Raw genomic sequence first — 15,077 nt, forward strand, 5'->3', positions numbered from 1 at the left:
TGTTAAAAAATTATAATAATTCAAGACCAAACCGATAAGGTATTGCTTATGAAAACTTATAATTTACAAGTCACACCATTGTTAAGAATTGTCTCGAGGACAGTGCTGTCACTTGTTCTTATATTTGTAATCGGGTGTACTCCACAACCGGAAGTTGAAGAGGCCTTAGATGACTCGATCAATATTCCATCTGCTGGAGTACCCCCATTACCATCTCTTGAAGTAAGTTGTTACCAAGATGCTTACGCTGTACCCGAAGAGTCAATCACAAGAAAAATTGATATCTTAATTGTTCCTGATACGTCAGGATCAATCATTGATGAACGCGCTGCTATCGCGGATGGCTTTGATAACTTTCTTAATATGATGCCAGCTTCTGCTGATATTAGAGTTGGTGTTATGCTTGGACACAGTGGAGCAACAACGAAGAGTGGTGCTCTTTATCAAAAAGGAACAGAGCCACTAATTCTTGATAATCAAAGCTTAACGATTGCTGAGATTAAAACACATTTACGAACTAAGATGCAAAACCCAGCTGGAGATAATGCATCCGATGGTGGAGAGATGGGTCTTTATTCTCTTAATAAATCTTTAACTGAAACAAACTTTGCAAATATTCAATCACAAGGTTTCTATCGTGACGATGCTGCCCTTGTTGTTATTTTTGTCGCTGATGAGCAAGATATCTGTGCCGAGTACCCAGCGGGGGTAACACCTGTTCCTGATCCTCAAGGTGGAGAGACAAATTCTTATAATAACTATTGTGTCGATGGTAGTGGAGAAAGAATTGTTACACCTAAAATCGTTGTTGATCGTTTGAAGGAGCTTTATCAAGACAAGCCACTTGTTGTTGGTGGTGTTCTTTACAATAATTTAAATACAATTCCACTATCTGGTGAAAATGAACTCGGTTACGGATACCTTGAGGCCATTGAGCTTGCAGGTGGTATTACAGTTGATATGGCAACAGGTGATTATGGAAATGGACTTTCAAAAATTGGAACACTTGCGATGACAAAGCTTGCTCCTGTGAATAGTTTCAACCTCTCTGTAGCAAATGTAGATCCAGCTACAATTAAAACTTATGTTAATGAAGTTAGTGTTCCGTTCACATATAGCTCAGAATTAAATATCGTAACTCTGGTTAATGAGAGACCAACTTTTTCTGTGGCCCATGTTCAGTACTGTGAAAAACCTCAAATTATTAAAGAGGTTGTCCAAGTCGTTGCAGGTGGATTTCATACATGTGGCCTGCTTGCCACTGGTGATGTGAAGTGTTTTGGTGAAAATAATTATGGACAGCTAGGTCTTGGTGATACTGATCGTCGTGGTGACGATGAACTACTAAATGGTATTGGTTATGTTCCACTTGGTGAAAAAGCAATTCAACTTGTGGCCGGTGTTTATCATACATGTGCTCTATTAGAATCTGGAAAAGTGAGATGTTGGGGATTCAATAATAGAGGTCAGTTAGGGCAAGGTAACACTGATAATGTTGGTGACAATGAGCAAGTAACTGACGTGCCATATGTTTCGCTTGGGACAAGTGAAGTAAAAAGACTTTACGGTGGGACTTACTTTAACTGTGCTCTTTATAAGAATGGAAATATTAGATGTTGGGGAGATAATACTAACGGACAACTTGGAAATGGAACAAATAACTTCATCGGAGATGATGAACTTCCAACTGCCGGTGGTCTCGTAAATCTAGGTGCTCCAGCTCTTCAAATGGACTTAAGTACAATTAGTTACCATGCTTGTGCAATTACAGCTGGTGGTGTTTTAAAATGCTGGGGAGAAAATGGGAACGGGCAGTTAGGACTTGGTAACACAACTGATACTAATATTCCAACAACTGCTGTATCACTTCCAAAACCAGCGATTATGGTTAGCACTGGTGGTCAGCACACTTGTGCTCTTTTAAGTGATTATACAGTAAATTGTTTTGGACAAAATACACATGGCCAACTTGGACTTGGTAACTCAGAGAAGATTGGTGACGATGAGCTTCCTTCTGCTGCATCTAACGTAAATATTGGCTTTGAAGTTTCACAAATTTATGCAGGTAACTTTTCAACGTGTGCGATCTCGAATGAAGGTGAGGCAAAGTGTTGGGGAAGAAATGTTTACGGTCAACTCGGTCTTGGGAACACGACGAATGTTGGTGTAACTGATACGCCTGCTGATCATGCATCAATCAGTCTTGGTGCACGTGTTAGTTCTGTATCAGGGGGAGTTGAACATCACTGTTTTACACATCAAGATAGTGGGAAAATTAAATGTATCGGACAAGGTACTCGTGGCCAATTAGGCTATGGGGAAGCAAATAATATCGGTGATGATGAATTACCGACGAACTTCGACTTCTTGTCTTTGATTGAAATTTAATAATAAATTAGAGACAAGAAATAAAAATCCCAAAAAGATAAATCCAAATTTAAAATCATCATGAACTTCTCTAAGTGCACATCCTGGACTGATGTCTGATGTGAAGGCATTGAGTTCAGAGGTTTGCGAAGAAAGACTAACATCAGATTGAAAAACAGATGGAGTAGGAGTGACTAATCCGACACCTGTTACTGCACCATCGCTATCATCAAGTCGAATAATTCCATTACCACCAGCTCCGCCTGCTCCACCATTACCAGCACCAGGGCCTGCCGCCCCTCCACTTGCAGTAATTGAGCCTGTGATTGTAATGTGATCATTTGTCTCGATAAAAATGGCGCCTCCTGCGCCACCGCCGCCGCCTCCTGCGTCGTTTGAAGCTGAGTTGCCAGCACCTCCGCTAGCATTTATTGAACTTGCAATTAAAACTGTCCCTCCAGCCGAAATGCGAAGAATTCCACCTCCGCCACCACCTTGGGCACCAACTGTAGAGTTATCATCCATTCCACCGCCGCCGCCGCCGGAACCACCAGTCATTGTAGTAGTAAATAGAGTTGCTGAGTCGTATGTTGATGTGGGTGCTATCCCGGCTGCTCCTGGACCACCGTCACCACTATCTGTTCCCGCGATACCTACAGATCCAAGAGTTCCGTGTGATCCTCCTGAACCTCCTCCTGCTCCATCATTTCCAAATGCTCCCGCAGTAACGTCGCCTCCAGCATTTCCAAAAGTTCCAGCAGAAGGCCCACTTCCATTAGTTGAACCTGCTCCACCATTGTAACCACCAGCTACGCCGGCACCACCAGCAGAACCATCTTGTCCACTTAAAGTAAGTGAGTTATTAATAGTGACATCACCCTGAACTTTAACAATGAGAGCTGTTGTTCCTGTTACTTGAACGGCTCCGGAAATTGTGAGGTCTGTGCAATTGTATGTGCCTGAGGCTATTGTTGGGCCAGCCCAGTTACATGAACCATCGGCTCCGGTTCCGGTATCAATCGCAGCATATGTTGCAATTGAAAGCGAAGAGATTAAAAAGGTGTAAAATAGATTTTTCATCGTTAATATAATTATGACGGTAAGAATTTAATTTGCCAAATGGAATTAAGAAAAATGAATTGTAATGCATTTGTTGAGCAAAGATGTCGGTCTTGTTCTTTAATTGAAAAAAACTACCATGAAGCTCTTCAAGAAAAAATTGATACTCTGTCTATTATGTTTCCAAGAGCATTGATAAAAGATGCGATCGAAACAACAGAGCGTCTTGGATATCGAAACAAAGCAAAATTTGTTGTAGGTGGAACTCTTGAAGCTCCTATACTTGGTATACCATCACCTCAGGATAAGTTTACAGTCTCTCCACTTCTTGATTGCCCAATTCATGAAGCAGAATTAAATACAATTTCTCTTTATATCAAAGAGAGTATTAAAAAGTTTTTACTAACTCCGTATTCCCTTGAAACAAGGACTGGAGAGTTTAAGTATCTCATCTTAACAAAAGCAAAGGGAACAGAAGAGGTTTCTATTCGTTTTGGAATGAGAAGCTCGGAGTCCAGACCACGTGTAGAAAAACTTGCAAAAGAATTACAAGAAAAATTTTTAAATATTAAAGTTATAAGTTTTGAAATACAGCCTAAGCATGCTGCAATTTTTGAAGGTGATACATATTATTTAACAGAAGAGAAATTCATTCAGCATGATTTTGAAAGTTTTCGTTTAGTAAGTTCCACAACAAATTTCTTCCAGGTAAATAGTGAAGTTGCTAAAAAATTATATGATCAAATATTTTCAAGATATAAAGATGAGGATATAAATCTCGCCCTCGATTTATTTTGTGGAGTTGGGGGTTTTGCTTTCTCGGCCGCAAGATTTTCAAATAAAGTAATTGGTATTGAGCTATCTGAAAATGCGATCGAGTGTGCAAAAACAATTCAGTCTCCAAAAGTTGAATTCTATTGTGATGATGCGATAAAGTTTCAGGAGTATAATAAAGAGAAAGTTGATCTTTTAATCGTAAATCCTCCAAGAAGGGGAATTGGTGAGAAGTTCTCAAATCTAATCTGTGAAATTGCTCCAACATTCTTCGTCTATTCGAGCTGTAACCCTAAGACACTTAAGGCCGATAGTGATATATTTGAGAAAGAATATGAGCTTGAATGTCTGATCCCTGTTGATATGTTTGCGATGACTTCGCATTTAGAGGTACTTAGCTTCTGGAAGAGGCGCAAAAGTCTGTAAGTTTTACACCATTTACAATCTTGATAAAGCTCTGGGCTATAATTGGAAAAAATAATTATTCGAAATTTAGGAGCTTTTATGAAAAATCTTTTTGTAGCTTTATGTCTTTTAACTTCAATTTCCTCTTTTGCAGCAGATGTGACAGGTGAGTTTACTCTGAAGTCAGGTGATTCCTCATGTGAACATAGTGTAAGCCTAATAGAGGTTGAAAAAGGATTAAGACTAGTTGCTACAAGTAGTGTGGGTTCAATGTTTGAAGATGAAACAGCTGAAGATTTTTTAAATATTAACGGTGAAAAATTCGTCAAAAAGAGCAAAAGTTCGTCACACGGAACTAAATATGTCTCAGAAGCTGAGTCAACATTTGACGGTGTTTTCTTAGTAAAAAATGAAGTAATGAAAGAATATAATTTTGGAATTAGAACTTCAAAAACAACAGCAAATGTAATTCTTGAATTTCATGCTGATGGACTTGAGTACTCTAAAGCACTGAAAGGTAGTAACAAGTGGTCAAGAGAGTGTTCTTACTCAAGAAACTAATTGTTAATTCTTTGTTAAGTTAGATAAAATTTCGTTGGCCTCCTTCGTGAAAAACTAATCGTGTGTTAGTTTTTCTCATGGAGGTAACAATGACCAAACTGCTACTCGTATTTCTCTGTTTTTCTTATGTTATTTTTTCTCACGCTAAATCACCCCACGATGAAAGTTACATTGGGACTCGCATTGAATATCAGGCCCATCAGCTAACCGTTACAGATAGTACGATAGCAAAAAAAATCTTTCTCAAACTTCCTGGACATTTCTATCATGCAGGATTGGCCCCTGAATTACTGATTAAAAATCATCGTTACTTTTACTGCACACGTGAACCAGATGGGAAGTTCTCTTGCAATATCTATTTAAACTTCAAGTATAATGGAGAACTGTCAAGTTTCGAAAAAGATCTCGACTACGGTCTTGGATCGATGACTGAATACTTATCTGAAGACAAAATTGCTGGAGTAGGGGAAGTTAAACTGGCAGGGAACTATATCGATATTTACTATGAAGGAGAGCTTGCTAAAAAAGTATTCTCAAAAATGGATCTCGCTAAAACTGATTACAAGCGTAAGTCTGGTACAGACTATGAGATCCGCTCTGGTCGTCATACAAGATGTGTAAGTCTTTATGCAGATAAAGAGGTTTTTTCATGCCGAATGAGACTACCAATAGATCCAAACAAGAAAAAAGAAGAAATTCCATTGAATCCCAATGCTTAGCCGAACTCAAAAAAGTTGATAAGTGACCATTGGTCATATATAATTGACCGATGGTCATTTTCCTGTGTCCATTTGGAGGTTAAGATGAATTATAAAAATAAATGGGTTGTCATAACAGGTGCATCAAGCGGTATGGGCATAGACTATGCTGAGGTTTTTGCAGAGAAAGGAGCGAATATTGTTCTTACTGCGAGAAGAGAGCAAAATTTAAGAGAACTCGAAACAAAAATTCTTAGTAAGTATCCAGACTGTAAGATCTCAGTCATCCCATGTGATTTATCAAGTGAAGAAGGATGTAACTTTCTACTTTCTGAAATTTCAAAGCAGGAGATAGAAGTACATACACTAATTAATAATGCTGGGTATGGAATATTCGGTGAATTTACTGAAATGGATTATTCTCAGTTAAAAAATATGCTCGATTTGAACATTATTTCACTTACATATTTGACCCATTATTTCGTAAAGAAAATGAAAGAGAGAAATGAGGGACAAATTTTACTCGTCTCTAGCGTTGGCGCCTATCAACCTTGTCCTCTCTATGCTTCTTATGGTGCTTCTAAGTCTTATGTGTTACATTTTGGTGAAGCTTTAAGTATTGAGTTAGCTAACACAAATGTCCGAGTTAGTGTTTTAAGTCCCGGAATGACTGAAACTGAATTTTTCGAACGCTCTGGCCAGTTTCAAGATGATAATAGCTTGATTAGAAAGATACTAATAATGAAGTCGAAGCCAGTAGTAGAGCTGGCCATAAGAAAACTTGAAAAGGGTGTCATCAGTTTTATTCCAGGTTTTTTAAATAATGCTCTAGCTTTTTTAAATCGTTTGTCTCCTCGTAAGATATCCGCTTTAGTAACACATGAAATTTTAAAATAGATTATGGGAAAAATTAGGTCAACAACATCAGAAGAAAAAGAATCGAAGCGTGAGCAAATCATTGACGTTGCTGCCTCGATGATTGATCGTGGTGCTGTTGATCTTCCCTCAATGAACGAAATTTCTAAGAAGGCAAAGGTTGCAAAGGGCACACTCTATAATTATTTTGAGACCAAAGAAGAACTATTTCTAGAAGTTTTTAGCTCTCTCTTTGCAAGATGGTTTTTCACCCTTCAAAAAGTGAAGCTTACTAAAAGTAATTATCTTAAAGTGATTGTTGAATCCTTGGAAGAGAATCCTAATATGATGAGACTTGCCTGTAAGGCGCCTGTGATTCTTGAAAATAATGTTTCTGATGAAATTTTTTTAAAGTTTAAAACAAATCTTGCTCTTCTCATTAATCACTTGGCCCAAATGCTCAGTTCAATCAATGAGAAGACTGTCACGCAAAACGAAAAATTACTCATGCAGTCTTATTACGTCATGACAGGAATTTTCCCTTCCCATGACCTGATGACAGCAAGAGGAGAGCTTCTGCGCAAAAATAATCTTGGTTTATTAGTTGTTCATTTTAAAGAAGACGCTTTGCGCATTCTTAAAATTCTTTGGTCGTAGACTAATAATCAAGCCCTTAGCGAATTAGTATTATTTGAACTAATGAAAGACATTTGTTAGAACTAATGCCATTAAACCCAATCAATATTTGGAGCTATTATGCGCTACTTAGTTCTTTTCTTCTTAAGTCTTTCGGTTCTTGCAGGAAGGCCGACTCAGTTTTCTCATATTCACGGTTATGTAAATAAGGAATGTCCAACTTGGGACATTAAGCGATTTGAAAGAGTTGAAAAGTATTTCTACTTTGGTGTCGATAATGCCAAGAAGTATGGTTACACATATGCTTTTCCAATCGAGAGAAATGGAGTTGATTATATTTGGTGTGCACTTGTTCCTGAAAGAGGAATTAAGAATAAGGCCTGTAATAAGAAGATCTTTAGAAATTCTCAAAGGCCATTCGAGTTTTTACAAAACTCAGCACCTGATGAAAGTGATGTTTCAGTTTCTTTTGTAAATAAAGAAGAGCAATACAATGAGTATCTTTCTTATGTAAGAGAAACACTTGTAAAAGAAAAGTCAGAAGATCCAAATGTTGGAGCTGTTTTAGAAATCTTAACTCGCTATTACCTTCAAGTTCTAACGGATACTTATCCAGCTCAAGATTATGCTATTGAGTCTGGAGTTGAATATCGTTATGCTAACCAAAGAACTCTTGGAGAACTTGATATTATCGTTTATGAGCGTGCTACTTGTGATGTTGTTGCTTTAGGTGAATCAAAAGCATCAAGCTCTAAAAATCAGCATAATAGTTTAATGAAAGCAAAGGATCAGTTAAGAAGGATTAAAAACTTTCTTGATGAAAATCTGTAGAATAAAAAAAGGGGCTTAGATTAGCCCCATTTCTTTACCTTTTTTCATGAGCTCATCTTTTTGTTCTGGGCTCATATTCATGATCATATCCTGCATACGCTTAAGTTCTTCTGGGTCCATATTTGCCATCATCTCTTGTGCTTGCTTGAACATATTCTCTTTATTAACAGGGGCTTCCTTACTGAAGATAATTTTCTCGGCTCCAATTTCTGCCATGATTTGATAATCTGCTTTGAGGTGATCAATTACCGCATTAAAGCTAAAGCCTTTTTCATCTGCAACTTCAAACATCTTCTCTGTTGGAAGTGATACTTTCTTGGCCGGAAATCCATTGGCCTCGAGGTTTGAGATTACTTTCTTAGCGAATTCTTTCATCTTTTGTCTCCAAACATTTTCAAATGGTAAATCTTAGTGCATAAAGACTACATGAAAAAAATCAAAATGTCAGGTCCAGAACTCTTTGAATCCTACTACAAGTCTGTGTGGCTTGATCGCTGGGACAAGCTAAAGGATGCCTTCAAGGGTGAAGGACAGAAGGTCTATCGTGCTAATGTTTGGGCAAAACCTAAGACTGGTTCGAAGGAAGTTATTCCAGGATGTTTTGAGAGTGAAGAGATCGCTGTAACAGAGGAAGGAATCAAGAACTTTTATCTGATGGATCCGGCTTCTGTAATCGTGGCAAGGAATCTTGATATCATCCCAAATTCTCGAGTGCTCGATATGTGTGCAGCTCCTGGGGGCAAGAGTTTGATTCTTTTTGAAAAGTTAATTGATGGCGGAGAGCTTATTTGTAATGAGCTTTCAAGAACGCGCAAAGAAAGATTACGTCGAGTGATTGGGGAGTACATTCCTGAAGATGAGCGAGTGCGCATTGATATTCGTGGCTTTGATGGCAACAAATATGGGATTCATTTAAAAGATGAATTTGATTATGTTCTTCTCGATGCTCCATGTTCGGGGGAAAGGCATCTTTTGGATAGCCCAACAGAGCTTGAAAAGTGGAGCGAAAAGAGAACAAAGAGGCTCGCCCTCAATCAATTCTCACTTCTTTGCTCTGCATTTCTGACAGTTAAAAGTGGAGGGGAGATTGTTTATTCAACTTGTTCGCTATCACCACTTGAAAATGATGACGTTATTGAAAAGCTAATCGCTAAGAAAGGTGACGAAGTGGAAATTCTACCGCCACTTGAAACATACGGTCTTGGTGAGTCAACAAAGTACGGTCAGATATTTCTACCTGACCAATGTGGTTTTGGACCACTATATTTTTGTCGCTTAAAAAAGAATTAGCTCGAAGCTGAGTCGTAAAAGTTAAGTCCCTTATTCCATAGATAGATCAAGAAGTAGTAGCATAGAATGATAGCTGCGATCATGTAAGCAACATAGTCCCATTTACTCGCATCAAATAGAAATTGCACAGGGCCTGAACCAACTAAGAGAATTGGGATGCAGAATGTAAGCACTCTCTTCATAAATGGGTTATAGATGAAGTCTGGCATTCGTGACATTGACTGCAGCTGCATACGAAGAAAGTTAACTCCAAGTCCTTCAACCAACCAAAACATTGCGCATGAAATAATAAACTCAATAAGTGCCAAGAGCGTGAAAGAGATAAGGACGAGAAATGGAATTGCAATCCACTGCCAAATTTCAAGTCCAACTTTTATTCCAAAATAAATAAGTAATCCTACTGTTAAAAATAAATCCGGGATTGATGAGGGCTTGAAGTGTCTAAAGAAGACAGTAAAGATAGAACTTACTGGTCTCAGTAGTGTGTAGTCGAGATTTCCCGTTTTTAGATCATCGGAGAATCGCCAAAACCCATGGCTCAAAAAAAGCATGTGAAAACAATCAACCACAAGCATGAAGCAAGTAAAAAATAGTAGTTGATCCTTGTTCCAATTTCCAACCAAAGAAACGTGATCGTAAATAATACTAATTGTAAAAAGTGATGAAAGGTTGAAAAAGACATCCATGAAAATCATGAGAATAAAACTTGTTCTAAAGCTTGTTGCCTCAGAAATCGAGGTCGAGGCAAATTTTCCATAGACTTGAAGGTAGTGATTAATTTCTTTAAATATCTTCATTACATTCCCGCCGCTGTGTAGAGTCTCAAGCCCTTACGCCAAACATAGCTATTTGCTAGGGTTAAAAGTATCATCCAGCCAGAAACCACGACAAAGAAGTTAGTTAGATCTACTGGAGCACCTGAAAAAATCTTGATTGGATAGTACGTTAAGTATGGAAACGGTGTGTACTCCAAAATATTTACGGCCCAAGCTGGAAAAAGCTCAAGTGGTATAACGGCACCAGATAGAAATACTGTTACTATTTGTAGGATCACGCGAAGAATCCACGTCTCTTCTAGCCAGAAAGAAATAAGTCCCGTGAGATATTGAAGAGTATACCAAAAGAGACTCACATAGAACGAGCAAGTTATTCCAAGAATTAAATTGTTCCAGGTAAAGTCAGGAAGAATTCCAAGTAGGCTAAAGATCAAAAGAGACACACTTGCGACGACAAATTGTAGGAGCTGAAAACCGATAAAAGATGCCGTATGAAATTCCCAAAAGTTAAATGGATATATTAGATAACTTGATATTCTTCCCATGCGTATATCCATGGAAAGGTTCAAGGCCGTGTGTCCCTGTGCAATTAGCGATACGATAAAACTCCAGATATGGTAAGTGATCATTGCAGCAAAAGTATAACCACCAATTGTCGTACCTGGATTTTTTGAAAAAATCGTATTCCAAAGACTATACTTAATAAAGAAGAAGACAACGGCAGGACCGATGATTTGCAGGAAGAAGTTTAGACGGTATGCCGTATACTTTTTCCATGATATGAGGATGGTTTGATACCATTTTAATAAATTCTGTTTCAAATTACTTTCCTAAAACAATATTTGGGTCTTCCATAATTTTCTTCATAACTTTTTCAATCGGCATTTTCTCCGTGTAAAAGTCTGTTACTGGAAAACGGTTAAGTATAGCTGCAGAAATCTCTCTGACTTCACTTTCTTCAAGACGAAGCTCAACTTCATCTCCTTTATCTGAGAAAGTAAGATCAAGTCCTGTCCAGAAATCATCTGTTCGATCAATTACTTGATTAAAGTTAAAAACAACACTCTTCTTATGACCGAGAATTTTTTCAAATTTTGAGATTGGACCATCATAAGTTTTCTTGCCTCCGGCAATGAGGACGAGGTGAGGGCACAGGGCCTGAACGTCGGCCATATAATGTGATGTCAGAACAACTGTAAGCTTATTTAGTTCATGATACTCTTTAATGAAGTTTCTTATGTTTTCTTGAGCAATTAGGTCGAGACCAATTGTTGGTTCATCAAGGAAGAGAACTTCGGGGTCGTGAAGAAGCGATGCCATAAGCTCAAGTTTCATTCTTTCGCCAAGCGAGAGTTTTCTTACATGTACATGAAAGAGATCTTTAACATGAAGGAGTTCTCCCATCATATTGATCTTTTCATTGAAACGCTTGTCTGGAATTTCGTAATACTTTTGGAGAAGTTTAAACGAATCAAGAGAAGGGATATCCCACCAAAGCTGAGACTTCTGTCCCATCACGAGTGCGATCTTCTTTCTGAATTCCTTTTCGCGTTTCCAAGGCACATGCCCTGCAATTTCAATCTCCCCTGAGCTTGGAACGATAATTCCGGTTAGCATTTTCATCAGAGTTGTCTTGCCTGCACCGTTAGGGCCTAGCAGTCCGATGACTTCACCTTGGTTAACTTCAAGGTCAAAACTATCAACAGCATTTTTTGAGATTTCATCTCTTTTAAAGAATGCTCCGAATGCGCCTTTAATTCCTGGCTGTTTTTTATAACTTTTAAATGTTTTTGTGAGTTCTTTTGTTCTTATCATCTTGTTAATATATAAAAAGTATCTGATGGCTGGCAAGTTTGACACATGATGACTAAGCTATCTGTGGACAATGGAGTAAGAGGTCTCTATGGAATTTAATTTAAAGAATATATTTTCAGTTACACTAATTTTGTTTTCCGTTATTGATATCATTGGAGCGCTTCCTGTGGTTATCGATTTGAGAAGAAAAAAAGGCGAGATTTATCCTGGTAAGGCTACTATTTATTCCGGTCTTATCATGTTCGCCTTTCTCTTTGTTGGATCAAATATCTTAAAGCTTTTCGGCGTTGATGTTCTATCATTTTCGGCTGCTGGGGCGTTGATTATGTTCTTCCTTGGTCTTGAGATGGTTCTAGGGATAGAGATTTTTAAGGCCCATCCCGATGAGGCCGAAATTAATACGCCATTTGTTCCACTGGTTTTTCCTCTTCTTGCTGGTGCGGGTGTAATGACTACTCTTATTTCTCTCCGTGCGGAGTATGGAAAGTGGGATATTGGTTTTGGGATCGTTATTAATTTGATTATTATTTATGGAGTCTTGAAACTTTCTGGAGTCATTCAAAAATTTCTTGGAAATTCTGGTGCGAGTGTTCTTAGAAAGCTTTTCGGAATTATTCTTCTTGCTATCGCAATAAAGCTATTTAAAAAGAGTTTTGGTTTAGTATAATAATCTTATGAAAAGATTATTTCTTGCCATTGAGATCCCTGAGGATATCAGGGATGATCTCTTAGATTTAAGAATCAATACATTTAATGTTAATTGGACGCCATTTGAGAATATGCATTTGACACTGCAGTTTCTTGGCGATTCTTTCAATGATAATGATGTGGAATCAATTTGTTCAAAATTATCACGAGTAAGAAACAGTGCTTTTGATCTCACTCTTAGTTCTGTGGGATATTTTGGTAGTGAGAATAACCCTCGTGTTCTTTATTGTGGGGTTGAGAAAGAGCAGACCTTACTTGATTTGCAAAAGCAAATTGTCGATTCGCTTCGAAGTTTTGAGTTTGATATGGAAGTGAGAAAGTATATTCCACATGTAACTCTAGGAAGGCCCAAAAAGTTGCCTTATGAAGAAGTTGCAAGATTCCTTCAAAGTTTCTCAATCTTTAGAAGTGAAGTATTTCATGTAGATAAGTATTTACTTATGGAGAGTATTTTAACTCGTCATGGACCTGTGTATAATGTTTTAGAAGAGTTTGAATTATATGAGATGGATGGGTTATGAAAGTATCATTCTACGTTTATGGACGTGTCCAAGCGGTCATGTTTAGAAAGACATTTTGTTATGGGGCCATTGCCAGAAAGTTAGAGGCCGGAGCAACTAATGATCGTCAAAACCGTGAGCGTGTTCTTTGTAGTGTTTGCGGAGATAGTGATAATATTCAACAATTTCTCGAAGAACTTCAAACGCTAGATACTCTTAATTCTTGGGGAGCGAAGGTTTTAAATATCGAAGTTTTGGAGGAGTTTCATGATCTTGAGAAGCATGAAATTACTACGACCAACGTTGATCATAAACCACGTACTCAGGATATAGAATTCTTTCTCTAGTTGATAAAATCAAAAACCTTTGTCGCATTAATTTTCGTGACTTCTTCGCCCTCTGGACAATCTTTCGAATCACACTTCTTGATTGCTTTACAGGTTCCTTGTTTTTGATAGTCGGGACGACCTCTAACTAAGATACCTTCAACCTCATGTGTTTTTTCATTTAAAACTGGTGAACCGGAATTACGATGAAAGGCATCGAGATCAGTTCTAAAGAAGACTTCACTTGTCGAATCAAATACTGTGGCATTGTCGGTAATTTTAAGAGGAATACCCCCAGGTGTTCCAATCATATAAACACCGTCACCAAGCTCAGCGGCCCCTTGTTTACGAAGAGAAAGAGGAGTTACTCCTTCTACTGGACGATCTAGTTCGACAATTGCGTAATCAAGAAGCGAGTTTTTATCATTAATCGTGATATCAATATTTTTACAGCTATATAATTTTACTCCATTAATATGAAAGCGGTCATATGGAGCGTGAGGACCAGTAACATTTTCAATATTATAGTTAAAAGCAAACTTCGTATCGTTACAGTTATATGTTGATCGCATACAATGTCCCGCGGTCATTACTTTCGTTGGGGAGATTAAGAATGCCGTGCAGTTCGACGAAGTCGGCTGACCTTGAAAGGGAACCTCCTTACAGAAGTTATCAAGCATTCCATATTTTCCCCACATAAGCTCATGGGTATTTTCATCAATCTCTTTTATATGGCTACTATATATCATCGCAGCAACGGCTTTTGATTGTTCTTTGATAATTGGATTATGATAGAGGCTCGCTTCAACACGATCATCAGTTCCATAGACACCTTTATTCATAGCAAAAGTACTGAGGGTAAGGGACAATAAGATAAGTAGTTTTAATTTCATGGGGTGGATAATTCCATAGAATGAGATTTCGTGCTAGGGTATTTGAAAAGCTTACATAATTTTTGTAACGTTTATTGGCCCTTTGACACTTATTCGGGTGGAGGTATATATGAGCGAAATCGCAGTTTTTGGTGCAGGATGTTTTTGGGGTGTTGAGGAGAGATTTAGAACTCTCTCTGGAGTGAACTCGACTGAAGTTGGTTACTGTGGGGGTAATCTACCTAATCCGTCTTATAAAGAAGTATGTACTGGGACGACTGATCATGCAGAGGTTGTAAAGATCGATTTTAACCCACGTGATATAACATATCGTGAGCTTCTTGATATTTTCTTTAGAAGTCATAATCCTACGACATTGAATCGGCAGGGGCCAGATGTTGGAACGCAATATCGTTCGGTAGTATTTTATTCTACTGAGGAACAGAAGGTGATTGCAGAGGAAGTATTAAAAGAGCAGCAGGAAAGTGGGAGATTTGATCTTCCGATTGTCACTCAAATTGTCGAATTAAATAATTACTTTGCTGCGGAAGAATATCATCAGAAATACTTATATAAGAAAGGTGTAACGAGCTGTGGACTCTAG

Annotated in this window: 18 protein-coding genes; 12 read left to right on the forward strand and 6 right to left on the reverse strand. The window is 38.0% G+C overall.

Going from position 1 to position 15,077, the window contains the following annotated elements; translation table 11 throughout:
* The first annotated feature begins 48 nt into the window (after positions 1–48).
* The gene (locus M900_RS17195) at positions 49–2,388 is read left to right on the forward strand and encodes a chromosome condensation regulator, RCC1 repeat-containing protein (RefSeq protein ID WP_021274370.1); all 2,340 of its coding nucleotides are present in this window, start codon (positions 49–51) and stop codon (positions 2,386–2,388) included.
* Here M900_RS17195 and M900_RS17725 read toward each other — a convergent pair.
* Positions 2,347–3,447, reverse strand: a complete 1,101-nt coding sequence (locus M900_RS17725) for a hypothetical protein (RefSeq protein WP_021274738.1) — start codon at positions 3,445–3,447, stop codon at positions 2,347–2,349. The two genes, M900_RS17195 and M900_RS17725, sit on opposite strands and share 42 nt — an antisense overlap.
* A gap of 39 nt (positions 3,448–3,486) precedes the next feature.
* Here M900_RS17725 and M900_RS17205 point away from each other — a divergent pair, with 39 nt between their 5' ends.
* The 6 genes from M900_RS17205 to M900_RS09495 all read left to right on the forward strand — a co-directional run bounded on the left by M900_RS17205 (position 3,487) and on the right by M900_RS09495 (position 8,186).
* Positions 3,487–4,626: a methyltransferase domain-containing protein gene (locus M900_RS17205; protein WP_084703563.1), complete on the forward strand. Its 1,140-nt coding sequence runs from the start codon at positions 3,487–3,489 to the stop codon at positions 4,624–4,626.
* Between the two features lie 78 nt (positions 4,627–4,704).
* Positions 4,705–5,166, forward strand: a complete 462-nt coding sequence (locus M900_RS09475) for a hypothetical protein (protein WP_021274629.1) — start codon at positions 4,705–4,707, stop codon at positions 5,164–5,166.
* Between the two features lie 89 nt (positions 5,167–5,255).
* Positions 5,256–5,885: a hypothetical protein gene (locus M900_RS09480; protein WP_021274515.1), complete on the forward strand. Its 630-nt coding sequence runs from the start codon at positions 5,256–5,258 to the stop codon at positions 5,883–5,885.
* 84 nt (positions 5,886–5,969) lie between these two features.
* Positions 5,970–6,761: an SDR family oxidoreductase gene (locus M900_RS09485; RefSeq protein ID WP_021274386.1), complete on the forward strand. Its 792-nt coding sequence runs from the start codon at positions 5,970–5,972 to the stop codon at positions 6,759–6,761.
* 3 nt (positions 6,762–6,764) lie between these two features.
* Positions 6,765–7,376, forward strand: a complete 612-nt coding sequence (locus tag M900_RS09490) for a TetR family transcriptional regulator (RefSeq protein WP_021274621.1) — start codon at positions 6,765–6,767, stop codon at positions 7,374–7,376.
* 99 nt (positions 7,377–7,475) lie between these two features.
* Entirely contained in the window at positions 7,476–8,186 is a 711-nt protein-coding gene (locus M900_RS09495) for a hypothetical protein (RefSeq protein ID WP_021274490.1), read from the forward strand.
* A gap of 15 nt (positions 8,187–8,201) precedes the next feature.
* On the opposite strand, the gene M900_RS09500 is transcribed toward M900_RS09495, so the two are convergent.
* The gene (locus M900_RS09500; protein WP_021274337.1) at positions 8,202–8,561 is read right to left on the reverse strand and encodes a hypothetical protein; all 360 of its coding nucleotides are present in this window, start codon (positions 8,559–8,561) and stop codon (positions 8,202–8,204) included.
* A gap of 51 nt (positions 8,562–8,612) precedes the next feature.
* Here M900_RS09500 and M900_RS09505 point away from each other — a divergent pair, with 51 nt between their 5' ends.
* Positions 8,613–9,476, forward strand: coding sequence for an RsmB/NOP family class I SAM-dependent RNA methyltransferase (locus M900_RS09505; RefSeq protein WP_157680614.1), 864 nt, complete (start codon positions 8,613–8,615; stop codon positions 9,474–9,476).
* On the opposite strand, the gene M900_RS09510 is transcribed toward M900_RS09505, so the two are convergent.
* The 3 genes from M900_RS09510 to M900_RS09520 are packed head-to-tail and all read right to left on the reverse strand — an operon-like array spanning position 9,473 to position 12,067.
* On the reverse strand, positions 9,473–10,273 hold the full coding sequence (locus tag M900_RS09510) for an ABC transporter permease (protein ID WP_021274691.1): 801 nt from the start codon (positions 10,271–10,273) through the stop codon (positions 9,473–9,475). The two genes, M900_RS09505 and M900_RS09510, sit on opposite strands and share 4 nt — an antisense overlap.
* Positions 10,273–11,073, reverse strand: a complete 801-nt coding sequence (locus M900_RS09515) for an ABC-2 family transporter protein (RefSeq protein ID WP_021274507.1) — start codon at positions 11,071–11,073, stop codon at positions 10,273–10,275. The genes M900_RS09510 and M900_RS09515 overlap by 1 nt, the downstream gene beginning before the upstream one ends.
* Position 11,074: 1 nt before the next feature.
* Entirely contained in the window at positions 11,075–12,067 is a 993-nt protein-coding gene (locus M900_RS09520) for an ATP-binding cassette domain-containing protein (protein WP_021274662.1), read from the reverse strand.
* An 88-nt stretch (positions 12,068–12,155) separates the two neighbouring features.
* Between M900_RS09520 and M900_RS09525 the strand changes: the two genes are divergently transcribed.
* Genes M900_RS09525 through M900_RS09535 form a run of 3 tightly spaced genes read left to right on the forward strand, consistent with a single transcriptional unit; the run spans position 12,156 to position 13,622 of the window.
* Positions 12,156–12,734: a MarC family protein gene (locus tag M900_RS09525; protein WP_021274785.1), complete on the forward strand. Its 579-nt coding sequence runs from the start codon at positions 12,156–12,158 to the stop codon at positions 12,732–12,734.
* A 7-nt stretch (positions 12,735–12,741) separates the two neighbouring features.
* A complete protein-coding gene (thpR, locus tag M900_RS09530; RefSeq protein WP_021274706.1) occupies positions 12,742–13,296 on the forward strand; it encodes an RNA 2',3'-cyclic phosphodiesterase in 555 nt (184 codons plus the stop codon).
* On the forward strand, positions 13,293–13,622 hold the full coding sequence (locus M900_RS09535) for an acylphosphatase (RefSeq protein ID WP_021274463.1): 330 nt from the start codon (positions 13,293–13,295) through the stop codon (positions 13,620–13,622). Before thpR ends, M900_RS09535 begins: the two co-directional genes overlap by 4 nt.
* Here the strand turns inward: M900_RS09535 and M900_RS09540 are convergent.
* A complete protein-coding gene (locus M900_RS09540) occupies positions 13,619–14,494 on the reverse strand; it encodes a serine protease (protein ID WP_021274354.1) in 876 nt (291 codons plus the stop codon). The two genes, M900_RS09535 and M900_RS09540, sit on opposite strands and share 4 nt — an antisense overlap.
* 109 nt (positions 14,495–14,603) lie before the next feature.
* Here M900_RS09540 and msrA point away from each other — a divergent pair, with 109 nt between their 5' ends.
* On the forward strand, positions 14,604–15,077 hold the full coding sequence (msrA, locus tag M900_RS09545) for a peptide-methionine (S)-S-oxide reductase MsrA (protein ID WP_021274577.1): 474 nt from the start codon (positions 14,604–14,606) through the stop codon (positions 15,075–15,077).

The organism is Bacteriovorax sp. Seq25_V (assembly GCF_000447795.1).
Taxonomy (GTDB): domain Bacteria; phylum Bdellovibrionota; class Bacteriovoracia; order Bacteriovoracales; family Bacteriovoracaceae; genus Halobacteriovorax_A.